The organism is Providencia sp. PROV130, from assembly GCF_028482225.1.
GTDB lineage: Bacteria > Pseudomonadota > Gammaproteobacteria > Enterobacterales > Enterobacteriaceae > Providencia > Providencia rettgeri.
This window is the reverse complement of the sequence record NZ_JAMPQC010000022.1, coordinates 41,061-64,513: the sequence shown is the minus strand read 5'-3', so window position 1 is coordinate 64,513 and position 23,453 is coordinate 41,061. Positions and strand designations below refer to the sequence as shown.

The 23,453-nt window shown below is 41.6% G+C and carries 18 protein-coding genes; 14 read left to right on the top strand and 4 right to left on the bottom strand.

The window, feature by feature from the left end:
* Positions 1-9: 9 nt before the first annotated feature.
* The 9 genes from fdxH (at position 10) to PSF28_RS15365 (ending at position 11,139) form a co-directional block, all read left to right on the top strand.
* The gene (gene fdxH / locus PSF28_RS15405; protein WP_004906826.1) at positions 10-954 is read left to right on the top strand and encodes a formate dehydrogenase subunit beta; all 945 of its coding nucleotides are present in this window, start codon (positions 10-12) and stop codon (positions 952-954) included.
* Positions 951-1,607 (top strand): formate dehydrogenase cytochrome b556 subunit, encoded by a 657-nt coding sequence (gene fdoI / locus PSF28_RS15400; protein ID WP_094961977.1) that lies wholly within the window; start codon positions 951-953, stop codon positions 1,605-1,607. The genes fdxH and fdoI overlap by 4 nt, the downstream gene beginning before the upstream one ends.
* A 657-nt stretch (positions 1,608-2,264) precedes the next feature.
* A complete protein-coding gene (frc, locus tag PSF28_RS15395) occupies positions 2,265-3,515 on the top strand; it encodes a formyl-CoA transferase (protein ID WP_004264573.1) in 1,251 nt (416 codons plus the stop codon).
* 66 nt (positions 3,516-3,581) lie between these two features.
* Positions 3,582-5,285, top strand: a complete 1,704-nt coding sequence (oxc, locus tag PSF28_RS15390) for an oxalyl-CoA decarboxylase (protein WP_123382695.1) — start codon at positions 3,582-3,584, stop codon at positions 5,283-5,285.
* A gap of 102 nt (positions 5,286-5,387) precedes the next feature.
* Positions 5,388-6,332 (top strand): transporter YfdV, encoded by a 945-nt coding sequence (gene yfdV / locus PSF28_RS15385; RefSeq protein ID WP_004906833.1) that lies wholly within the window; start codon positions 5,388-5,390, stop codon positions 6,330-6,332.
* A gap of 75 nt (positions 6,333-6,407) precedes the next feature.
* Entirely contained in the window at positions 6,408-7,664 is a 1,257-nt protein-coding gene (gene frc, locus PSF28_RS15380; protein ID WP_272685304.1) for a formyl-CoA transferase, read from the top strand.
* A gap of 223 nt (positions 7,665-7,887) precedes the next feature.
* Positions 7,888-9,621, top strand: a complete 1,734-nt coding sequence (locus PSF28_RS15375; RefSeq protein WP_272685303.1) for a nitrilase-related carbon-nitrogen hydrolase — start codon at positions 7,888-7,890, stop codon at positions 9,619-9,621.
* Between the two features lie 94 nt (positions 9,622-9,715).
* The gene (locus tag PSF28_RS15370; protein WP_196718927.1) at positions 9,716-10,429 is read left to right on the top strand and encodes a potassium channel family protein; all 714 of its coding nucleotides are present in this window, start codon (positions 9,716-9,718) and stop codon (positions 10,427-10,429) included.
* Positions 10,426-11,139, top strand: coding sequence for a YoaK family protein (locus PSF28_RS15365; protein WP_210836497.1), 714 nt, complete (start codon positions 10,426-10,428; stop codon positions 11,137-11,139). The genes PSF28_RS15370 and PSF28_RS15365 overlap by 4 nt, the downstream gene beginning before the upstream one ends.
* Positions 11,140-11,182: 43 nt before the next feature.
* Here PSF28_RS15365 and PSF28_RS15360 read toward each other — a convergent pair whose 3' ends face one another.
* The 4 genes from PSF28_RS15360 to manD form a co-directional block, all read right to left on the bottom strand.
* Positions 11,183-12,670 carry a mannitol dehydrogenase family protein gene (locus tag PSF28_RS15360; protein WP_210836495.1) on the bottom strand — a complete coding sequence of 496 codons (1,488 nt, stop codon included), beginning with the start codon at positions 12,668-12,670 and terminating at the stop codon, positions 11,183-11,185.
* Positions 12,651-14,060: an MFS transporter gene (locus PSF28_RS15355; RefSeq protein ID WP_004906844.1), complete on the bottom strand. Its 1,410-nt coding sequence runs from the start codon at positions 14,058-14,060 to the stop codon at positions 12,651-12,653. Before PSF28_RS15355 ends, PSF28_RS15360 begins: the two co-directional genes overlap by 20 nt.
* A 61-nt stretch (positions 14,061-14,121) precedes the next feature.
* A complete protein-coding gene (locus tag PSF28_RS15350) occupies positions 14,122-15,144 on the bottom strand; it encodes a Zn-dependent oxidoreductase (protein ID WP_210836493.1) in 1,023 nt (340 codons plus the stop codon).
* 24 nt (positions 15,145-15,168) lie between these two features.
* Positions 15,169-16,383 carry a D-mannonate dehydratase ManD gene (manD, locus tag PSF28_RS15345; RefSeq protein WP_210836491.1) on the bottom strand — a complete coding sequence of 405 codons (1,215 nt, stop codon included), beginning with the start codon at positions 16,381-16,383 and terminating at the stop codon, positions 15,169-15,171.
* A 282-nt stretch (positions 16,384-16,665) separates the two neighbouring features.
* Here manD and PSF28_RS15340 point away from each other — a divergent pair, with 282 nt between their 5' ends.
* From PSF28_RS15340 to selB, 5 genes are all read left to right on the top strand, one after another.
* The gene (locus PSF28_RS15340; RefSeq protein ID WP_042851476.1) at positions 16,666-17,412 is read left to right on the top strand and encodes an FCD domain-containing protein; all 747 of its coding nucleotides are present in this window, start codon (positions 16,666-16,668) and stop codon (positions 17,410-17,412) included.
* Positions 17,413-17,429: 17 nt separating this feature from the next.
* Complete coding sequence (uxuA, locus tag PSF28_RS15335) at positions 17,430-18,623, top strand: mannonate dehydratase (RefSeq protein WP_272685302.1); 1,194 nt, start codon at positions 17,430-17,432, stop codon at positions 18,621-18,623.
* A 604-nt stretch (positions 18,624-19,227) separates the two neighbouring features.
* On the top strand, positions 19,228-20,163 hold the full coding sequence (gene fdhE / locus PSF28_RS15330; protein WP_210836486.1) for a formate dehydrogenase accessory protein FdhE: 936 nt from the start codon (positions 19,228-19,230) through the stop codon (positions 20,161-20,163).
* A 22-nt stretch (positions 20,164-20,185) separates the two neighbouring features.
* A complete protein-coding gene (gene selA / locus PSF28_RS15325) occupies positions 20,186-21,577 on the top strand; it encodes an L-seryl-tRNA(Sec) selenium transferase (RefSeq protein ID WP_210836485.1) in 1,392 nt (463 codons plus the stop codon).
* Positions 21,574-23,442: a selenocysteine-specific translation elongation factor gene (gene selB, locus PSF28_RS15320; protein ID WP_272685301.1), complete on the top strand. Its 1,869-nt coding sequence runs from the start codon at positions 21,574-21,576 to the stop codon at positions 23,440-23,442. The genes selA and selB overlap by 4 nt, the downstream gene beginning before the upstream one ends.
* The last annotated feature ends 11 nt before the right edge of the window (positions 23,443-23,453 follow it).

The window sequence follows — 23,453 nt, the reverse complement described above, 5'->3', positions numbered from 1 at the left end:
AGATAAATTATGTCAATGCAATCTCAGGACATTATTCGTCGCTCTGCCACCAATTCCCTGACTCCCGCGCCTCAGGTGCGGGACTATAAGGAAGAAGTTGCAAAGCTTATCGATGTGACGACCTGTATCGGCTGTAAAGCTTGTCAGGTCGCGTGTTCCGAATGGAACGATATCCGTGACAAAATCGGGACTAACGTTGGGGTATATGATAACCCAACAGATTTAACCGCTAAATCATGGACGGTAATGCGCTTTTCTGAAGTGGAAGAGAACGATAAATTTGAATGGCTGATCCGTAAAGATGGCTGTATGCACTGTGCTGACCCAGGCTGTCTGAAGGCGTGCCCTTCGGAAGGCGCGATAGTACAGTACAAAAACGGTATCGTTGATTTCCAATCGGAACATTGTATTGGTTGTGGTTACTGTATTGCGGGTTGCCCGTTTGATGTACCGCGTATTAACCCAGAAGATAACCGTGCCTACAAATGTACGCTGTGTGTTGACCGTGTTGAAGTCGGCCAAGAGCCTGCGTGTGTGAAAACGTGTCCAACCGGCGCTATACACTTTGGTAGCAAAGAAGACATGATTAACATGGCAGGTGAGCGTGTTGAAGAGCTGAAAACTCGTGGTTATGCAAACGCAGGTTTATATGACCCTGAGGGGGTTGGTGGTACGCACGTGATGTACGTTTTACACCATGCAGATAAACCGCAGTTGTATCACGGATTGCCGGAAAACCCGACAATCAGCCCTACAGTCACTTTCTGGAAAGGTATCTGGAAGCCGTTAGCAGCGGTTGGTTTTGCTGCAACATTTGCGGCGGCCATCTTCCACTATGTGGGTATTGGTCCGAACCGCGTCTCCAAAAAAGATGAAGAAGAAGCTTTAGAAGATTTGCATAATGCAATGTCCTCTGACACTTCGAAATCAAAAGAAGGGGAGGATCAGAAATGATGCCAGATGATAACGACAAAATCATCCGCCATAAACCGATTGAAAGGATCAATCACTGGGCGGTTGTGATTTGCTTTTTGTTCACCGCAATCAGTGGGTTAGGGTTCTTTTTCCCATCCCTCAACTGGTTTATGAACATTTTAGGCACACCACAACTGTCGCGAATTTTGCATCCATTTGTGGGTACGGCGATGTTCTTGCTGTTCGTATTTATGTTCTTCCGCTATTTCCACCATAACTTCATTAATAAAGAAGATATCAAGTGGGCAAAAAATATCGGTAAAGTGCTGAAAAATGAAGAAGCTGGTGATGTCGGCCAATATAACCTCGGTCAAAAAGGGGTGTATTGGGTGGTGACTATTTGCTTATTAGCGCTGGTGGTCACGGGAGTGATTATGTGGCGTCCTTATTTCGCAGATTACTTCCCAATCCCTGTTTATCGCGCAGCGATTCTTATTCACTCGCTCTCTGCGATTGCGCTGATCATTATGATTGTGGTCCACGCTTATGCCGCGATTTGGGTGAAAGGTTCAGTGCGTGCGATGGTTGAAGGTTGGGTGACTCGTGGTTGGGCTAGAAAGCACCATCCATTGTGGTACCGCCAGCTTTTGGAAAAAGAAAAACAGCAAAAACAGCAACAAGAGAAAAACTAAGTTTTATTATTATTGTTGTTATCAAACCCACAAATGACTAATGTTATTTGTGGGTTTTTTATATCTAAAAAATATAAACATTCAATTTATTTGAAAGAAAGAAAATTAGATATATTTATTAGATGACCTGTTTACGATTTATTATCATTATAGTTAATCAAAATAAGATTAATAAAAACACTCATCAAATATGGATGCTCTTATTTCGCGTATAATTTACATTATTTTTAAACCAAGAATAAACAAATAAACATTTATTCGTTTTTATTTTATGTGAAAAAAAGATACTAATCAGCCAACTCATTGATAATAAACTATTTTTATAATTGTTATTTCTTTGTGAATAGCTATTGAATATTGATATTAGATCAATAAATAGCTATCTTAAATGGGCGTTATTGATTAATTCGATATTTTGTTTCTAATTGCAAGTTTAAGTTGAATTAATATGCTGGCGTTGAGTTGTTTTAAGAATGTTATGGTTTACATATATTAATGGAATTAATTACTGGACATTGGTGATATTATTTAATAAAAATAGTCATGTAGTTAGTAATAAATATAAAAACCATCATATATATAAATATCTTTTTAACGCAGCTAAATAATTGAACCGTCTTACATTCCTTTTACGACAGCTAAATAAAGAGGTAACACATGGATCTTCCTTTACAAGGTATTAAAGTACTGGATTTCACCGGTGTACAATCAGGGCCATCTTGTACTCAAATGTTAGCGTGGTTCGGCGCGGATGTTATTAAGATTGAACGTCCGGGAGTTGGAGATGTCACGCGCAATCAATTAAGGGATATTCCTGATGTGGATGCGCTGTATTTCACAATGCTTAATAGTAATAAGCGCTCAGTAGAATTAAATACTAAAACACCAGAAGGTAAAGAGGTGATGGAGCGGCTGATTAAGCAAGCCGACGTCCTCGTTGAGAACTTTCATCCAGGTGCAATTGACCATATGGGTTTCACTTGGGAACACATTCAAGAATTAAATCCTCGTTTGATTTTCGGTTCCATCAAAGGTTTTGATGAAGACTCTCCTTATGCCGATGTTAAAGCCTACGAGAACGTTGCCCAAGCCGCAGGTGGTGCTGCCTCCACGACAGGTTTTTGGGATGGCCCACCATTAGTGAGTGCCGCAGCGTTAGGTGATAGCAATACGGGTATGCACTTGCTCATAGGCTTACTTGCAGCGCTATTACACCGCGAGAAAACAGGCAAAGGTCAGCGAGTGACTATGTCGATGCAAGATGCTGTACTCAACTTGTGCCGAGTCAAACTTCGTGACCAGCAACGATTAGAGAAAATTGGCTACCTTGAAGAATACCCGCAATATCCAAATGGTACGTTTGGTGATGCTGTTCCTCGTGGTGGTAATGCTGGTGGCGGCGGCCAGCCAGGTTGGATTTTAAAATGTAAAGGCTGGGAAACCGACCCAAATGCTTATATTTATTTTACTATCCAAGAACAGGACTGGGAGCAAACCTGTGTCGCTATTGGTAAGCCTGAATGGGCAACTGACCCTGCTTACAATACACCAAAGGCTCGTCAACCTCATATCTTTGATATTTTTGCTGAAATTGAAAAATTCTTAGCAGATAAAGATAAACATGAAGCGGTCGAATATTTGAGTAAATACGGTGTACCTTGTGCCCCTGTACTCAGTATGCGTGAAATTGCACGAGACCAATCTCTGCGTAAGAGCGGAAGTATTGTTGAAGTTGAACAGCCAAAACGCGGGACTTACTTGACGGTAGGTTGCCCGATGAAATTCTCCTCATTTACACCCGATATCAAAAGTGCGCCATTGTTGGGTGAGCACACAGATCAAGTCCTAACTGAATTAGGCTATAGCGCAGATGAAATTGCAGCTATGCGCGCGAACAAAGCGATCTAATTTTAAAAATTGGGAGTGATTTATCACTCCTTTTTAATCTTTTAATCAGTTAATTATGAGGTAGACATGTCTGCTGATCAAACCCAAAACCTGACTGATGGTATGCATATTATTGTCGATGCACTTAAAAAAAATGGCATTGATACAATCTACGGTGTTGTTGGAATTCCAGTGACTGACATGGCAAGGCATGCACAAGCTGAAGGTATTCGCTATATTGGATTTCGCCATGAACAATCCGCGGGTAATGCGGCTGCAATTAGTGGTTTTATCACCCAAAAACCGGGTATCTGCTTAACGGTTTCGGCGCCAGGTTTTTTAAATGGTATGGTGGCGCTGGCTAATGCAACCACCAACGGTTTTCCAATGATTCAAATCAGTGGTTCGAGCGACAGAGCGATAATTGATTTGCAGCAGGGTGATTACGAAGAATTAGACCAAATGAACACGGCAAAACCCTTTGTAAAAGCGTCTTACCGTGTGAATAAACCCGAAGACCTTGGTATCGCACTCGCGCGAGCAATCCGCGCTTCGGTATCAGGCCGTCCAGGTGGAGTTTATCTTGATTTAACAACGGAAGTGTTGTCTGCCGTGATGGATAAAGACGCGGCGGATAAAACCATTTTTACAGTAGAAGACCCTGCGCCAAGACAAATTCCATCACCCGATTCAGTGAATAAAGCCCTTAAGCTGCTCGCCTCAGCTAAGCGGCCATTAATTATTTTGGGTAAAGGCGCCGCTTATGCTCAAGCGGATGACAATATTCGTCAATTTATTGAAACGACGGGCATCCCTTATTTACCGATGTCAATGGCAAAAGGGCTGTTACCAGATACGCATCCCCAGTCAGCGGCATCAGCTCGTTCATATGCCTTATCCAGTGCGGATGTTGTGGTGTTAATGGGAGCTCGCCTTAATTGGTTGCTTGATCATGGTAAAGGTAAGCACTGGTCACCAGAAACTCAATTCATTCAGTTAGATATTGAACCTTCTGAAATTGATAGTAACCGCCCAATAACCGCCCCTGTTGTTGGTGATATTTACTCAAGTATCGAGTCTTTATTGGCAGGGCTCAAATCAATCCCTGTTAAATCTCCAACGGAATGGCTCGCTAGTATTGATGAGCACAAGAAAATTAATGTCGAGAAAATGGCAGCTAAGTTAAACACTGACACTTCTCCTATGAATTACTTTAACGCCTTACGCGCAATCCGCGATGTGCTGGTCGATCACCAAGATGTTTATGTCGTTAATGAAGGTGCTAACACGCTTGATAACGGACGAAATATTATTGATATGTACCAACCACGTAAACGCTTAGATTGTGGAACCTGGGGCGTAATGGGCGTTGGAATGGGCTATGCAGTTGGTGCAGCTGTAACCAGCGGTAAGCCTGTTGTAGCGATTGAAGGCGATAGTGCATTCGGCTTTAGTGGTATGGAAATTGAAACGATTTGTCGTTACAAATTGCCTGTCACTATTTTGATTTTCAATAATGGTGGGATTTACCGTGGTGATGGCGTAAATCTCCATGGTGACCAAGACCCTTCCCCTACAGTTTTAATGGGTGGAGCGCGTTATGACAAAATGATCGAGGCTTTTGGTGGCATTGGCTATCAAGCAACAACGCCAGCAGAGATACAGGAAGCCTTGAAGGCCGGTTTAACATCGGGTCATCCAACCTTGATAAATGTCGTTATTGACCCTGCAGTTGGAACGGAAAGTGGCCATATTGGTAATTTAAATCCGAAGTCTGTAGTAAAAAATTAACGCAGCATCACGTTAACTAACAAAGATTACTTTACGCGGCTCATTTTGATGAGCTGCGTACAGGGTCTTATTGCCAAATAGGTGGGTCTTATGGCTGATTTTATGTATAAGATTTTTATGAGTGACCTATTACCTATCATTATTATTATGGTATTAGGTTATGTGAGTGGTAAACGAAATGTGTTTACCAGTGATCAAGCGAAAGCATTTAATAAGTTGGTATTAAATTACGCATTACCTGCTGCATTATTTGTGTCTATAGCGCGCGCTAATCGAGAAATGATATTTGCAGACGCTAAATTGACTATTATTTCATTTGTGGTCTTGCTCGTTTGTTTCTTTTTCTCTTTCTTTAGCTGTAAATATATTTTTAAACATAGTCGTGGCGAAGCTGCGGTATGTGCATTAATTGCAGGTTCTCCGACAATTGGTTTCTTAGGGTTTGCGGTTCTAGACCCTATTTATGGTGAAACCGTTTCAACGGGATTAGTTGTTGCCATTATATCCATCATCGTTAATGCCATTACAATTCCTATCGGCTTGTTCTTACTGAACCCATCTGATGCAGAAGGGAAAAAAGGCGGCGGCGGTATGGATGCATTAATCTCAGCCTTTAAAGAACCTGTCGTATGGGCTCCGGTACTCGCGACTGCACTGGTACTAGTTGGTGTGAAAATTCCAACTGTTTGGGACCCGACATTTGATTTAATTGCGAAAGCAAACTCCGGTGTTGCGGTATTTGCTGCGGGTCTGACATTAGCCGCGAATAAGTTCGAGTTCGATGGTGAGATTGTCTATAACACGTTATTAAAGCTAGTGTTAATGCCAGGGTTAATGTTGCTGGCGGGTATGATGTTTAATATGGGTACAGAGCAACTGCAAATGATGGTATTAGCCGGGGCGTTACCACCAGCGTTCTCTGGAATAATTATTGCAAGTCGCTTTAATCTGTATACCCGAACAGGAACAGCATCGCTGGCGGTGAGTGTGCTTGGTTTTATCATCGCAGCTCCAGCGTGGATCTACATCTCTCGACTTGTTTCATAGAAAGAATAAACGGGTCAAAATGAGTTGCCATGGCGTGAGAAATGACGCCATGGCAGTTTTGTAAAAAGGTGAATTATGACTTCTTCAAAACCGCTTGATGGGATACGCGTTCTTGATTTTACGGGAGTTCAGTCAGGCCCATCTTGTACACAAATGCTTGCTTGGTTTGGTGCTGATGTAATCAAAATTGAACGCCCAGGGGTTGGGGATGTGACTCGTAACCAATTACGAGATATTCCAGATGTCGATGCGTTATATTTTACGATGTTAAATAGTAATAAACGCTCTTTAGAGCTCAACACCAAAACCCCAGAGGGAAAAGCCGTGATGGAGAAATTAATACGTCAGTCTGATGTATTAATTGAAAATTTTCATCCGGGGGCTATCGACCATATGGGGTTCACATGGGAGTACATTCAAGAACTTAATCCACGGTTAATTTTTGGCTCGATTAAAGGGTTTAATGAAAATTCGCCCTATGCGAACGTTAAGGCCTATGAAAATGTTGCTCAATCTGCGGGAGGATCAGCATCAACGACAGGCTTTCCGGATGGCCCTCCAACGGTAAGCGCTGCGGCATTGGGGGACAGTAATACGGGTATGCATTTATTGATAGGCATACTGACAGCATTATTACACCGTGAAAAAACAGGTAAAGGGCAACGTGTTACGATGTCGATGCAAGATGCAGTGCTTAATTTATGTCGTGTGAAATTACGTGATCAACAACGTTTAGAAAAACTCGGTTTCTTAGAGGAGTATCCTCAATATCCCAATGGAACATTTGGTGATGCGGTTCCCCGTGAGGGAAATGCGAGTGGGGGTGGCCAGCCGGGCACGATGCTCAAATGTAAAGGCAGTGATGTTGATCCAAATGCCTATATTTATTTTATTAATCAAGATCATAATTGGGAAAATACCTGTGATGCAATTGGGCGCCCAGAATGGAAAACTGACCCTGTTTTTGCTACTACACAGGCACGTGCAAGCCATATCCAAGATGTATGGGATGCAATCGAAGAAATCGCCAAAGACAAAGATAAACATGCACTAACCGACTATTTTGATCAGTTTGATGTGCCATGTTCCGCAGTATTAAGTATGAAAGAAATTATGGAAGACCCTTCTTTGCGTCGTAGTGGCTCAATTGTCGAGGTTCAGCAACCAAAACGAGGCTCATATTTAACGGTGGGTTGCCCAATGAAGTTTTCAGCGTTTATCCCTGAAATTAAAAGTGCTCCATTGCTAGGGGAACATAATAATGAAGTGTTAAAAGAGCTTGGTTATAGTGATGAACAAATTATGGAAATGAAAAAAAATAATGTTATTTAATTAATAACATTAAATTCGCTCTTAATATGATTCTCTAAAAAAGAAAATTAATATTAGCGGCTATATTTAGATACTCGATGTACTCAAATATAGCCGCTGCACTCAAGCTATTATTACCTAAATTATTTGGAATTATAGAAATATTCTTCCTGTTTAGTATTTATTTTTATTAATAGCAAAAATTATTTATTTACTAATAAATTCTTTGAATAAGGATTATTGTATGAGTATTGCTGAAATAAAAAAAAGTAGTAAGGTGGCAGCCGTTGATTTTATTCCTGCATGGGGAGATTTAAATGGAAATATTCAACGTTTAGTTGAAGCGGCAGAAAAAGTGGCCGCTCAAGGGGTAAATTATGCCGTATTTCCAGAGACGGCTGTGAGTGGTTATTTATTTTCGGACTCTACAGAATTAGCGCCTTATTTAGATACTATCCCTGGCAAAACGACCGCTGCAATACTACCCGTACTGGCTCGAACAGGAATGTATATGAGTGTGGGTATCGCGGAGCGCGATAGCGAAACTGGGCTGGCTTATAATTCAGCCGTTTTGATGGGGCCGGAAGGCATTATTGGTAAATATCGTAAAATAGGCCTAAATTCTCAAGATCAAAAAGTGTTTGCTCCTGGTAATACCGGCGTCAAAACCTTTGAAACACCGATTGGCCGTATCGCATTACTGATTTGTTATGATGATACCTACTGGCAATATGTACGGTTAGCCGCATTAGAAGGGGCACAAATCATTGGTTGGCATTCAGTATCCGACCGCATGATGCCTAACGCGAGTCCTGCTGAAATGCTTGGGGATCACTCAACCGTTGCGCATGTACAGCATATGAGTGCTTTCAATGGTGTCTGGGTAATTTGTGCAACACGTAGTGGAATTGAAACTAATCCAATTACCAAAGGGCAGCTCTATTATAATGGTGGTTCGAGCGTATGGGCACCATCAGGACATAAAGTGGCTCAATCTCCAGTGCTTAGCCCATTAGAGTTAGAACCGGGATTAAATGGCATATACAGTGCGATGATTGACTTAGATGAAGCGGATAAACAGCGCGATGCATTACTGGCGAAGCGTCGGCCTGAATTATATTTCCCAATGCTTGCTTTTCATCGTAGCCCGACAGATATCAATGCCACATCAACAATAACGCAAACAACGCTGATTGCGGCGCAGTGGGAAAAATCGCTTTCTAAGCTAAACTCAGTCCTAGTGGGAGAAAATGAGTTGCTGGTTCTTCCTGAGCTTTCTGCGCTACCTTATACCAACGATCCCAACATTATTTTGTCTTATGCCGAACAACAAGGGGGCACTTTTGAGCAAACATTGAGTCAGGCGGCTCAAAAGGGGAAAGGGTATATTGTTGGAAGCTACCCTGAAATTGAAACGGATAAATTGTTCCATACGGTGGTGCTTGCAGGGCCATTAGGGGAAATATTAGCGCGCTATCGCGTTACACATCTTAATGAGCGAGATAGTGGCTGGGCAACAGCGGGTAGTTCTGTGAGTGTGACAGCAACGCCAATTGGGCGTATTGCACTGGCGGCTGCACATGAATTAGATGTTCCTGAATTAGGGGGGTTATACAGTACGTTACGCGCTGATATCCTTGCTGCACCAGCCGGTATCCCGAGTGATTTAAAAGTAGAAATTGATAGCCATCTTTTTTCGGTTGAAGAGCCGCCGACAGGACGTGCCGATTTTATCCCTTATGCCATCGCGACATTAAACCAATTATGGGTGGTTTGTGGAGGACGAAACGAACGTGATTCGACGTCAGCGGCTATTTATGGGCCAGAGCCTGTCGTGCTTACTCCAACCTTAACCGCACAACGAGGGGCTGAAGATGTGCGTTTGCAAGCTCAGGTACCTGCTCCTTTTACGTGGATTAACCAAGAACGATTGGTGAGTGGCCAGCAAGCTATTTGGTTTCCCCCGTTAACACAGTAATGTTTATATTTTCCCGTTGTTGTTAGAAAAATAGCAACGGGATCTTATCATGAATAAAAGCCCTATTAATGGCTTCAATAATTAGATTATTAATATGCTGACTTTTCGACAGTTTGGTAGTCAAGAAACGTGGATTAAAACACTTCATTTTTTAGGGATTGTGGCCTCGTTGGTTTTAATAGCGAGTATTTCTATTGAAACCTTTAATCATGACCCCTTTCTCAAGCGGTCAATTTATTTTGATATTCAATTTTGGATCTGCATTTATTTTACATGTGATTTTTTTATTTTTTTATTTATTTCAAAAAACAAAAAAAAGTTTGTCAAAAAATACGCGATTATCGTTTTGTTATCTGTTCCGTATTTAACCATATTGGATTACACATCGATAAAATTTACTGAGGAGCAAATTTATCTTATTCGGTTTATCCCCTTATTTCGTGGTGGTGCAGCGTTTGTCATGCTTATGATGATGGTTGTAAAACGAAATACGACGGCATTATTTTTATCTTATATGATTTTGTTATTTTCAACGGTTTATTTTATTAGCTTAATTTTTTACATTTTCGAACGGGGTCTTAATGTTGATGTTAAAACTTACGGGGATGCCATTTGGTGGGCGGCAATGACTGTCACCACATTGGGTTCAAATATTATCCCAGTGACGAGTGCTGGTAAAGTCATTACCACTATTCTGGCGGCTACTGGTATGACGGTTTTTCCTATTTTTACGGTATACATCACCTCGATTATTAGTCGACTAAGTCAGTCAGAAAAAGAATCATCAAGACAGGTAAGTAAACTATGATTTCCTCTCCTAAAGTCCCTTTTATGCAGTTACCCACGATCGCATTTTTATTAGCTATTGCATCAGGAATGCTTGATGGGTATGCCTTTTTTACGACTAAATCATTCGCTACTTTTCAGTCAGGCAATATTATTATGTTAGGTTATGAGTTTGCTAAGCACGGCCTAACCGCAGTGATGCCTTATATTATTTCTATTATTTCCTTTGGTGCGGGAGCAATGCTGTTGGCATGGATCCGTTATCGCTATAATACTGATGAAAAAACCTGGACATTTACGTTATTGTCATTGGAAATTGTCCTTTTATTATTACTTATTATTTATATTTTCTTATTTAACGTGCAGTCAAATGGGTTTCATGCTGTTTGGGCTCTTTCTTTTATTGCGGGAATGCAAGGTAATGCGTTTCATAAGATTAATGGCATGCTATATGGCAATATTGCGGTGACCTTGAATGTGCAACTGGGCTTTAGTTCATTGGCAGAGTCTATTGCATTTAAAGGTCAAGAAAGAAAAAGTGCATTATATAAAAGTTATTGTTATTTTCTGACGCTATTGGGCTTTGCTGGCGGGGCTTTCATGATGGTGTTATTAGCTGATTATGCAAAGGAATATGCTTTATTTGCCACACTAATTCCATTGTGTTTGATATTTTTCTTTGGACATCAGTTTTCGAAAGAAAATAAAGGAATGCCAATAGATTCAAACTAGTTTGGATGAAAGAGGCGGGGAAGCCCCGCCTGCTAAGATGTTGTTATAGGTCGTGCTGGTGGTTGAGCGCTTCAACTGTTTTTTTGGCACCGTTATCACGTAGTGAAAGGTAGAATGCAGTCACCTTTTCAGTAAATAACGAATTATTAACCAGTTCGTCGGTAAACAAACTGTTGAGAGAAAGCAGTGCGCGAACACGGCTTTCATCATCAGTGCTGTTTGCAACTAGCTCAGCCAATTTTACAGCCTGTGGGTCGCTGACTTGAATTTCTGCGCCATGATCATCTTTTCCGCTGACATAACGCATCCATCCCGCAACCGCTAAGGCTAAATAATCAAATGATTGGCCGTTTTTAAGATGAATTTGGATAGAGTCGAGTAAACGTTGAGATAATTTCAGCGTTCCATCCATCGCGATTTGCCAAGTACGATGTTTCAACCCCGTATTTTTGAAACGCTCAATCAGGGCATTAGCATAGGCGGGTAAATCCACATTTTTGATGGATAACGTTGGTGCTTGCTCATTGACCATCAGGTGATAAGCCGCTTTTTCATAAGCGCTATCCTGCATGCACTCATTAATGTATTGGTAACCAGCCAAATAACCTAAATATGCAAGGAAAGAGTGGCTACCATTTAACATGCGCAGTTTCATTTCTTCAAATGGAATGACATCTGTCACTAATTGAGCGCCCGCTTTTTCCCACTCAGGACGGCCCGCGACAAAATTGTCTTCAATCACCCACTGGCGAAATGGCTCACAGGCAATGGCGACTTTATCGACGATAGGGCCCAGTTGAGATTGAATTTTCTCTGCAGTGTCTGGTGTCATGGCAGGTACAATTCTATCCACCATGGTAGATGGAAAAGTGACGTTGGCTTCAATCCAATTGGCCAGTGTGACATCCTGTTTTGCGGCCATCGCTAAAATGACATTTTTCGTAATATGGCCATTTTCAGGCATATTATCACAGGACATGACTGTAAATGGCGCAATACCTAGTGCTTTACGGCGTTTTAACGCCTCAACAATCAGGCCCGGCAATGATTTAGGGGTATCTGGTGAGGCTAAATCATGTGCGATAGCGGGGTTAGAAAAATCAATTGAGCCTGTCGCGGGTACATAGCAATAACCTTTTTCAGTAACAGTCATGGAAACGATGGCAATGTTAGGATCTAACATGCGATTGATAACAGCATCAATTCCGTGAATGGTTGGGTGTAATGCTTCTTTTACCACCCCCACCGTACGGGTTTGCCAATTATCGCCTTGCATTTCAACTACGTTATAAAGGCAATCTTGAGCGAGTAAATCTTCAATTTGTTGCTCGCCACCGACTAAATTGACTTCGCAAAAACCCCAATTACTCTGCTGTTCTGTGGCTAAAATATCGGCAAAGATGGCTTGGTGGGCGCGATGGAACGCGCCGAAACCTAAGTGAAGCATTTTTACCTTTATCTGCTCCCTATCATAGCTTGGTACTTTGATAGTCGCAGGTAATTGGTTTAGGTTATTGGTTGACAGTTGCATATTTCACTTTACCTTTTTGTTGTTCAGCCTCTTCAACAGCATCCAACGTACTGGTTAAATCACGATCTTTCACTTCAGGCATAATGATGGCGCTGATTAATGAAATGGCAGAGTAAATGATGATCATGATGGCAATTGGCCACCAGCTTCCGGTGACGCTACAGAAAATACCTGCTAGAACTGGGCCTAAGCCAGAGGCAATTAAGCCACCAATTTCTTTGGCCACAGCCATACCGGTGAAGCGGTTACGTGAGTTGAACATTTCAGCCATCGTAATATTTTCTAAGGCAAATAATCCGAGTACTGAACAGTTATGAACGATAATAATACAGATGGTAATTAAGCTAACGCTGTTCGCACCATCGACGATGACAGATAACATCGGGTAGGCGAGCAACATGGCAGATAAACTAAGAATAATATAAGGAATACGACGACCAAATTTATCGGATATCAGACCAATCACAGGAATAGTTAGGAAACCGACAACGGAGCTGATCATGATCGCATCAGTTGGAATACTCTTATCAAACAATAGGCTTTGAACCAAATATCCTGCTAAGAAAGTTTGAATTAACCCAGAGTTACCTGCTTGACCGAAACGAATGCCAGTCGCTAACCAAAATGCTTTAGATTTAAACATGGCAAAGAAACTTTCTTTCGGTGGTGTTTGTACTGCAACTTTGGCTTCTTGTTCTTCCGTATTTTGCACTTTCTCAAATACAGGGCTTTCTTTCAGATTCAGTCGTAACCATACAGCAAACAGCATTACCACGAAGCTTGCCAAGAACGGTACACGCCAGCCCCAAGCCAGTAAGTCTGACTTATCTAACCAGAAGAACATGACTGCCCAAATCGCAGTTGCGCTTAATGTGCCACAGTTTGTTCCCAGACCCACTAATGAGGCCACAATACCACGGCGGCCTTTTGGTGCATATTCTGCCAGCATGGTACCTGCGCCTGAAATTTCAGCGCCTGCCCCTAAGCCTTGAATAATTCGCAAGAGAACTAATAACAGCGGTGCGAGGATACCTACCTGTGCGTAGGTTGGTAATACCCCGATTAATGTAGTACACACCCCCATCATGGTGATGGTGATAAAGAGTACTTTTTTACGACCGATTCGGTCGCCCATTTGACCAAAGAAAATCGCACCAACAATACGTGCGACATATCCGGCACCATAAGTTCCCATCGCAAGAATTAATGCCATTGAAGCGGATTGTTCAGGGAAAAATATTTCATGGAAAACAAGTGCTGCACCTAACGAGTAAAGCTGGAAATCCATAAACTCTAGAGCGGTTCCTAGCCAGCCTGAAACTGCAGCTTTGGTTAGATCGCCAGAACTGCGTTCCACTTTCCCTGATGGGTCAATTGACTGAGTATTCATATTATTATCCTATTAATCACGTAGGGTAGTATCCAAATCGAATTTATTTTTTTTAATTAAATTAAAAGGTTAAAAGAATTTTACAGCAGGTTTTCTGGTCTTTTTCAAAGGTTAAGATTGCCTCTTGTGCTTCAGTGAATGGGAACTGATGCGTCAAGATTTTCGTTGGGTCAATTTTTTTAGATTCTATCCAGCTAATCACCTCAGGGAATTTTTTGGCATTCAAACGTGAAGAAAACAATGAAATCTCTTTGCTGGTGATACTTTGCTGTGTAACGGCACTTGCTTCACTTGAAAAGCCCATAATAGAAACTCTTGCTGCGGGGGAAGCAATCAAGATAGCTTCTTGTAAGATAGCGGGATGGCAAGCGGCATCAAGTACTAACGTTGGGCGAAGCCCCAGTGCTTTGAGTTGCTCTGGTAGTGGGGTTTGTGAGTTATCAATGACAATATCAGCACCACAATCTTTTGCTCTTGCTAAACGTTCAGCCACACGGTCAACCATAATCAAGGTTTTGACTTGATAAACCCCTTTGAGAACCTGTGCGCAGGTTAACCCAATCGTACCCGCACCATAGACTAATGCGATGTCATCTTGAGTTGGGTGAACATGCGAAGTCACGTTGGCGGCAATAGAGTATGGCTCAACGGTAACGGCACATTCATCGCTGATTGAATCAGGAATAGTATAAGCATTGGCCGCAGGGACATTGACATATTCAGTGAACCCGCCATCAGTATGAACACCCAATACTTCTAGTGTTTCACACACATTTGGTTTACCAATTGAGCATGGGTAACAATGACCACAGCTAAGGACTGGGTCGATAGAGACACGTTCACCAACGCGTTTACTGTCTACGTCTGAACCCACTTTTTCAATGACACCGAAAAATTCATGGCCAATCACACGTGGATATTTTGCAAATGGGTTATGGCCACGGTAGATATGGCTGTCAGAACCACAAATACCGGCTAAGCGAACTTTTATTTGTACTTGATTTTCAGCCGGTTCAGGAACTGAACGTTCTTCAATCAATAACGTATTGGGTTCTTTAATTACTACCGATTTTACAGCTTTCATATTTGACTCCGAATAAAATAAAAATTACCAGTTCCACAACGTGCCGTCTTCGAGACGAGCGACTGGAAGATAAGCTGGGTTGTACGGGTATTTCGCTGCCAGTTTTTCATTAAAATCGATACCTAAACCGGGCTTATCACTTGGGTGCATATAACCATCGTTGAACGTCCAGTTGGTCGTAAATACGGACAACATTTCTTCTGAATAGCCCATAAACTCTTGAACGCCGAAATTGGGTACCCAAAGGTCAAAGTGTAAGGCGGCAGCATGGCAAATTGGGGATAAGTCAGATGGACCATGAGAACCAGTTCTGACTTGGTAAAGTGAAGCAAAATCAGCAATTCGGCGCATTCCCGTGATCCCACCAGCATGCGTGATTGTGGTGCGGATATAATCGATGAGTTGCTCTTCAATCAATTGTTTACAATCCCAAATGCTATTAAAAACTTCACCTACGGCGATTGGGGTGACGGTATGTTGACGAATTAATCTAAAACAAGCTTGGTTTTCCGCTGGTGTTGGGTCTTCCATCCAAAATAATCGATAATCTTCAATACTTTTACCGAAGCGAGCCGCTTCAATAGGGGTCAAGCGATGGTGCATATCGTGTAAAAGGTGCTCATTGAAGCCATATTTGTCCCGAACGGCTTCAAACAGTTTGGGCATAAAGTCCAGATATTTTTCGGTTGACCAAAGTTGTTCTTCAGGGTGATGGCCTTTTGTGGCAGGTTCATAAGCAAGGTTTTTTCCTTTACTCTGTCCATAGGTGGTTGCCATTCCTGGAATGCCACATTGCACACGGATCGCTTTAAAACCTTTTTCTTTATATTTTGCGTAGTTATCTAGTGTTTCAGCAATATCGGTACCCGTGGTGTGGCAATAAACCATCACTCCTTCACGAGAAGCGCCACCGAGTAACTGATAGACCGGAAGGTTGGCAATTTTGCCTTTAATATCCCACAGTGCCATATCAATCGCAGAAATGGCGGACATCGTAACTGGGCCTCTACGCCAGTAAGCTCCCTTATAGAAGAACTGATAAATATCTTCAATTTTATGTGGGTCACGGCCTATTAGCTGAGGACAGAGGTGATCTTGAAGATAGGATGCTACAGAGAGCTCTCTCCCGTTAAGGGTGGCATCACCTAATCCATATACGCCTTCATCGGTCGTAATTTTTAATGTGACAAAATTACGACCGGGGCTACATACAAAGACTTCTGCTTTTATGATTTTCATTTTGGCCCGAATCCCTATTACGTGTTAACCAACTGATCAACCAAATTACCGTGAAATACTCAAAGTGGTTTATTTATTGGTTGACCAAATTCTCTTTTTTTCACTCTATCAATCGGTAAATTAAAAAACAATGACTAAAAAGACGACAATAAGTGAATCTGATCACAAATTGGTTAACTAATTTTGCGGAAATAGTGGATAAATTGGTTGACCATTGTAATGAGGGACGATAATCTACAATGGAAGAACTAAATTTAATTCGACAACGCGTTGTACATATATATGAAAACTCAATACCGCTCGTACCAATACCTAGGTCAGCAGTTAAAAGAGCTCATTGCATCTGGTGAATATCCGATAGGAAGTCGTTTAATGCCAGAGCGTGAGATCGCTAAAAAATATGATGTTAGTCGCTCATTGGTACGTGAAGCACTCATCATGTTGGAAATTGAAAAATTGGTTTCTATCAAGAAAGGTTCTGGGGTTTATGTCATTAATCATCCAGACCTATTGATTGATGAAATTAAAAGTTTAGATCATGGCCCTTTTGAAATACTGCAAGCTCGCCAAGTGATTGAAAGTGCGATAGCTGCATGCGCTGCTTTGTCAGCAACAAAAGCTGATATCCAAGAGATCCGCGCATTATTAGAAGATGAGCGAATTAAAGTCGCAAATAATGAAAGTGACGATGCTAATGATCATAAGTTCCACGTGTTAATTGCTCGCGCAAGCAAGAATGACATGATGGCGAAGATTATTGATGATATCTGGGCTGTGCGGTTACAAAGCCCTATGTGGGATAAGCTTCACGAACATATTGACAACACAACTTACCGAAAGAAGTGGTTGGTTGATCATGAAAATATTTTAAATGCACTACAAAAACGTGATCCGGAGTTGGCTAAAAAAGAGATGTGGCAGCATTTAGAGAATGTCAAAAATACGCTAATGCAGCTTTCTGATTTTGATGACCCCAATTTTGATGGTTACCTATTTGAAACAATTCCTTATCAGACTATTTTTGAATAATCGAAGGAGAAGTACTCATGGAGCATACGTGGCGTTGGTACGGTCCTAATGACCCTGTTTCTTTAAGTGATGCTAGGCAAGCAGAGGCGACAGGTATCGTCTCTGCGCTCCACCATATTCCTAACGGTGAAGTTTGGAGTGTCGAGGAGATTTTAAAGCGTAAGGCTATCATTGAAGATGCTGGGTTAGTTTGGTCTGTCGTGGAAAGTATTCCTGTTCACGAAGATATTAAAACTCAACAAGGTAATTTTGATCTCTATATTCAAAATTACCAACAGAGTATTCGTAATTTAGCATCCTGTGGTATTAAGACCATTTGCTATAATTTTATGCCAATTCTAGATTGGACGCGTACTGACCTTGCTTACACGCTACCGGATGGCTCCAAAGCGTTACGGTTCGATAATATTGCTTTTGCTGCGTTTGAAATTCATATTTTAAAGCGTGAAAATGCGGCAGCGAGTTATTCAGAACAAGAAGTTAAAGAAGCAGCTGAGTATTATGCCAATATGTCATCTGATGACATTGAAAATCTGATTAAAACCATCATCGCAGGGCTACCGGGTGCGGAAGAAGGTTATACATTAGACCAATTCCGTGAGTGCTTGGCGCTGTATAATAATATTGATGAAAATCAGTTACGTGAGAATTTACGTTATTTCTTGCAGAAAATCGTTCCTGTCTGTGAAGAAGAAAATGTGGTTTTAGCTATTCACCCGGATGACCCTCCACGCCCAATTTTAGGTTTACCGCGTATTGTTTCTACCATTGAAGATATGCGGTTTATTAAGCAAAGCTGCGATAGTATTCATAATGGGTTTACTATGTGCACAGGTTCTTATGGTGTACGAGCCGATAACGACCTAGTAAAAATGATTAATGAATTTGGTGATCGCATTCATTTCACACATTTACGTTCAACAGTGAGAGAAAATAACCCAAATACCTTCCATGAAGGCAATCATATTGCAGGTGATGTTGATATGTTTGAAGTGGTCAAAGCCATTTTAGCGGTTGAACAGAAACGCTATGCTGCGGGGCTTGCACCCATTCCAATGAGACCAGACCATGGCCACCAAATTTTAGATGATTTGAAAAAAGTGACCAACCCAGGCTATTCTGCTATTGGGCGCTTAAAAGGTTTAGCGGAAGTTAGAGGTTTAGAGCTCGCAATTAAGCGTATGTATTACCCTGAATTACTGAAAGCCTAAAGCTTAGCGGATTATTAACAATATTGGCTTTTTATTTGGTATTTTGATGATACCAAAGGGACTGTTATACCCCTAAAGAAGCAAAACTGTTATTTCATTGTTACGCGACCGAATAGTATTTGGTCGCGTATTCTATTGACCATAAATGCTTTTTATATTTATTTTTATCTAAAAGGTACAGTAGATATGATATTAAATATATTTATGTTTTTATTTATTTCTTATTGAAGAACGGCAATAAAAAACACCTTGAGATAAGAGTGAAATACCTATTCCTGTTGCAAATAGAAGGCTGCTTGCAGCATAAGCTTGTAGTCATAACCACTTCAAACCATAACTTCAGAATTTTTATCCTAGTGATAACAATTTATTTATATCAAATAAAACAATCATCATCCTGATTTACATTTACCTTGATCTACTCCGGGTTAATGGAAGGGATAATTCAGGGGCTAGAGTAGCCTCAAGATGACTTTTGTTTTATCCTGAACATTAGAGAACCGCTTTCGCGGATATAAATATGATGAGCAAAAACGCTTTCGAGAAAATAAATAGCTTTTTCTCGGGAATTGTCGTTATAAAAAAATAGAAAAGAGAGAACGCAATGGGTATTCGTATCGTTCCTAAAGAAGAGTTAGGACAAGAAAGATTGAAAGAAAAAGGAATTGGTTTTATTCCACCAGTTCTGTTTCCTAACTTAAAAAGCTTATATCAGCGCCGTGCTGAGCGACTTAAAGAACTTGGTGCGGGAGAACATCCTTTTGCAGATTATCTGAATTTTGCCGCTGAAGTGGCAACCGCGCAACATAATGCACAGCATGATAATCCATTAGAAATGGATATGGCATCTATCCTTGAGCGTTCAACAAATACCAATAATTCGCCATTGGATGCAAAAACATTTCCACGCACAACACATTGGCACAAGTTATTGACGGCAATTATTGCCGAATTAATGCCAGTCGTGCCTGAGTCTGTTCGCCCTGCGTTAGAAAACCTGAATAAAGCGTCTGAAACAGAACTTGAAACCATGGCAACTGCGCTGCTAAATGAAGAGTTTGAAAAAGTTCCTGCAGATAAATCGATGTTTATTTGGGCTGCATTATCGGTGTATTGGGCACAAATGGCAGCAAATATCCCGGGTAAAGCGCGTGCAGAACATGGTGACCATCGTCATTTCTGCCCTGTATGTAATAGCATGCCAGTGTCGAGTATTGTGCAAATTGGTACATCACAAGGTTTACGTTATTTGCACTGTAATTTATGTGAAACTGAATGGCATATGGTGCGCGTTAAATGCAGTAACTGTGAGCAAACGGGTAAATTGAATTATTGGTCATTAGATGATGAAAATGCAGCAGTTAAAGCTGAAAGCTGTGGTGATTGTGGTAGCTATCTGAAAATCCTTTATCAAGAAAAAGAAGCTAAAGTTGAAGCTGTCGCTGATGATTTAGCGTCAATTATTTTAGATGCTCGCATGGAAGAAGAAGGTTTTGCACGTAGCAGTATTAATCCGTTCTTGTTCCCTGGTGAAAAATAAGCGGTAAAAGAGAATCGTGACTATGGCTGAATCAGACTTGGTTTTATATCGCCAACTTCCTGCGATTGATAAATTATTGCAACTCGATGAAGTGCAAATATTGATTGAACAATCAGGGGCTCACTGGGTCACTGCATGTTTACGTGAGATGCAAGAGCAAGCTCGAACCTGTATTGCACAGGCAGGGAAATTACCTGCCTGGCAGGAAGATTGGGTAAAAGAGTTAGTTCAACGCCATCAAGCTTTAGGGCAAAGTGCCCTAAAAAACGTGTTTAACTTGACCGGTACGGTGTTACATACCAATTTAGGCCGTGCGGTAATGTCGACCACAGCCGTGAATGCGGTTAGCCAAGTGATGAGTTCGCCTATCACATTAGAATATTCTCTAGATGGCGCGATGCGAGGGCATCGTGACCGTGCGATTGCTGATTTACTGTGTGAGCTTACTGGCGCAGAAGATGCGTGTATTGTTAATAATAATGCTGCTGCAGTTTTATTATTGTTAGCAACGGTTGCGAATGGCCAGCAAGTTATTGTTTCTCGTGGTGAATTAGTTGAGATTGGCGGGGCTTTTCGAGTGCCTGATGTCATGGCTCAGGCTGGCTGCCAATTAGTTGAAGTGGGAACAACAAATCGGACCCACTTACGTGACTATGAGAATGCGATTAATGATCAAACGGCACTATTAATGAAAGTGCATACCAGCAATTACAGTATTGAAGGATTTACTGCTGAAGTTGAAGGTGAAGAGCTTGCAGAGCTAGGTAGAAAGTACCAATTACCAACGGCAATTGATTTAGGCAGTGGTTCGATGATTGATATGACGGCTTATGGGCTACCCGCAGAGCCCATGCCACAAAGTTATCTTTCTCAAGGCATTGATTTAGTTTCAATTTCTGGGGATAAACTTCTCGGTGGTCCACAAGCAGGAATTATTTTAGGAAAGAAGAAATGGATTGATGCAATTCAAAAACATCCATTAAAACGTGCTTTACGGGTTGATAAAATGGTTCTAGCTGCACTTGAAGCAACGCTAAAACTGTATTTAACGCCCGAAAAACTCACAACAGAATTACCCACACTACGTTGGCTAACACGAGATCCTGAAACTATTCGTGATAGCGCAGAAAGCATAGTTGTTGCCCTACAAGCCTTTTACGGGGACAAATTTATTGTTGAAGTTGAGCATTGCCTCTCACAAATAGGTAGCGGCTCACTTCCTATCGACCGTCTTCCTAGCTTTGCGGTAACCTTTACACCGTTAAATGGAAAAGGTAGCACATTAGAGCAACTCGCTACGCAATGGCGTCAGTTACCTCAACCAGTGATTGGGCGTATGAAAGAAGGTAAATTGTGGCTTGACCTGCGTTGTCTTGATGATGAACATGCGTTATTACAGGCTTTACTTTCATGATTTTTGCGACAGCAGGCCATGTTGACCATGGTAAAACCTCATTAATTCAATCTATTACTGGCGTAAATACCGCACACCTCCCCGAGGAAAAAAAGCGCGGAATGACCATTGACCTAGGGTATGCCTACTGGCCGCAACCAGATGGTAGCTCGATTGGTTTTATCGACGTTCCAGGACACGAAAAGTTTTTAGCCAATATGTTGGCTGGGATTGGTGGCATAAATCATGCGCTTTTAGTTGTCGCTTGTGATGATGGCGTGATGGCGCAAACCCTTGAACATCTTTCTATTTTAAGACTAGCGGGCTGTGAAAATGTCAGTGTCATACTGACGAAGGCTGACCGAGTTGATCATTCGCGAATTGAACAGGTTACGGAGCAAGTTACCTCTGAGTTGGCTCAGCAAGGTTGGCTAGATGCAAAACTATTTATTACGTCTATCGAAGATGGGCGTGGCATTGATGCGCTACGGTTATATCTGCAACAGCTTCATCAGCAAGGTGGTTCACATCCCAATATCCAACGTCGTTTTCGTTTAGCCATTGACCGCGTTTTTTTGGTTAAAGGTGCAGGGATTGTGGTGACTGGTACCGCGTTAGCGGGAAAAATTCAAGTTGGCGAATCACTTTGGGTGACTGGGGCGGATAAGCAAGTTCGTGTCAGAGGTATTCATCGGCAAAACCAACTATCTGAATTCGCTGTCGCGGGGGACCGTGTGGCTTTAAACTTGACAGGTGATATTGATAAAGAAAATATCACTCGAGGTGATTGGTTACTTGCAGAGCAACCTGCGTTTATTGCGACACGGGTTATTGTCGAATTGGAATGCGATACATTAATTAAGCACTGGCAGCCTGTGCATCTCTATCATGGTGCAAGCCATATCACTGGCCGAGTATCATTATTAGTGGAGCAAGGAGAAACCCCTGTTCTCGCAGAATTAATTTTAGATACCCCATTATGGTTAGTAGAGAATGACCGGTTAATCATTCGTGATATTAGCGCTCGCCAAACGTTAGGTGGGGCTCGAGTGATACGTTTGGTTTCCCCACGCCGAGGTAAAAGGCTCCCAGAGTTTTTGGATTGGTTATCTAGGCTTTGCCGAGAACAAGACGAACTGGCTCACTTTAAGTTACAACTTCCACAAGGTGAACTTAATTTACGGGATTACAGTTGGGCGCGGCAGCTCACCCATGAGGCGTTAGATAATCTATTAGCAAAAATGGATGTGGAACGGGTTGGCAATCACGTTTTATCCACGTTTAAAGCGCAAATAGCGAAAGAACATATCGTTCAAACCCTTGAAAAATTTAATGAAATACACAGTGACCAAATTGGTGTTGGCAAAGCACGTTTAAAACGTATGGCCCTACCTTCAATGAGTGAGGCATTAGCATTTAAATTCATTAATGACTTAGTTGATGAAAATGTTATTAAGCAAACACGTGGTTGGTTGCATATGCCCCAACATGGATTGGTGTTTGATGCGCAACAGCAGTTAATTTGGCAACAAATATACCCACTATTTTCACGTAATGAGGCATGGTGGGTGCGTGATTTAGCATTAGAAAGTGGTTATGAAGAAGATACGATGCGTCGCGTGCTAAAAAAGGCGGCACAAATGGGATTAATTACGGCAATAGTTCGTGACCGCTATTATAGCCATGAGCAAATTAATTATTTTGCTTCACTTATTCATCGTTATTGCTTGGAAAATGAAGCTATTTTTGCGGCTGATTTTCGTAATGAATTAGGGATTGGCCGAAAACTCGCCATTCAAATTCTTGAGTTTTTTGATAAAAGCGGTTTTACTCGTCGTAAAGGCGATGGTCACCATTTACGAGATAAAGGCATTTTCGTTGAATAAATTGAGTGTTT

Coding starts and splice junctions, on each gene's coding strand:
- fdxH (WP_004906826.1), top strand. CDS start 10: ATGTCAATGCAATCTCAGGACATTATTCGTCGCTCTGCCACCAATTCC.
- fdoI (WP_094961977.1), top strand. CDS start 951: ATGATGCCAGATGATAACGACAAAATCATCCGCCATAAACCGATTGAA.
- frc (WP_004264573.1), top strand. CDS start 2,265: ATGGATCTTCCTTTACAAGGTATTAAAGTACTGGATTTCACCGGTGTA.
- oxc (WP_123382695.1), top strand. CDS start 3,582: ATGTCTGCTGATCAAACCCAAAACCTGACTGATGGTATGCATATTATT.
- yfdV (WP_004906833.1), top strand. CDS start 5,388: ATGTATAAGATTTTTATGAGTGACCTATTACCTATCATTATTATTATG.
- frc (WP_272685304.1), top strand. CDS start 6,408: ATGACTTCTTCAAAACCGCTTGATGGGATACGCGTTCTTGATTTTACG.
- PSF28_RS15375 (WP_272685303.1), top strand. CDS start 7,888: ATGAGTATTGCTGAAATAAAAAAAAGTAGTAAGGTGGCAGCCGTTGAT.
- PSF28_RS15370 (WP_196718927.1), top strand. CDS start 9,716: ATGCTGACTTTTCGACAGTTTGGTAGTCAAGAAACGTGGATTAAAACA.
- PSF28_RS15365 (WP_210836497.1), top strand. CDS start 10,426: ATGATTTCCTCTCCTAAAGTCCCTTTTATGCAGTTACCCACGATCGCA.
- PSF28_RS15360 (WP_210836495.1), bottom strand. CDS start 12,670: ATGCAACTGTCAACCAATAACCTAAACCAATTACCTGCGACTATCAAA.
- PSF28_RS15355 (WP_004906844.1), bottom strand. CDS start 14,060: ATGAATACTCAGTCAATTGACCCATCAGGGAAAGTGGAACGCAGTTCT.
- PSF28_RS15350 (WP_210836493.1), bottom strand. CDS start 15,144: ATGAAAGCTGTAAAATCGGTAGTAATTAAAGAACCCAATACGTTATTG.
- manD (WP_210836491.1), bottom strand. CDS start 16,383: ATGAAAATCATAAAAGCAGAAGTCTTTGTATGTAGCCCCGGTCGTAAT.
- PSF28_RS15340 (WP_042851476.1), top strand. CDS start 16,666: ATGAAAACTCAATACCGCTCGTACCAATACCTAGGTCAGCAGTTAAAA.
- uxuA (WP_272685302.1), top strand. CDS start 17,430: ATGGAGCATACGTGGCGTTGGTACGGTCCTAATGACCCTGTTTCTTTA.
- fdhE (WP_210836486.1), top strand. CDS start 19,228: ATGGGTATTCGTATCGTTCCTAAAGAAGAGTTAGGACAAGAAAGATTG.
- selA (WP_210836485.1), top strand. CDS start 20,186: ATGGCTGAATCAGACTTGGTTTTATATCGCCAACTTCCTGCGATTGAT.
- selB (WP_272685301.1), top strand. CDS start 21,574: ATGATTTTTGCGACAGCAGGCCATGTTGACCATGGTAAAACCTCATTA.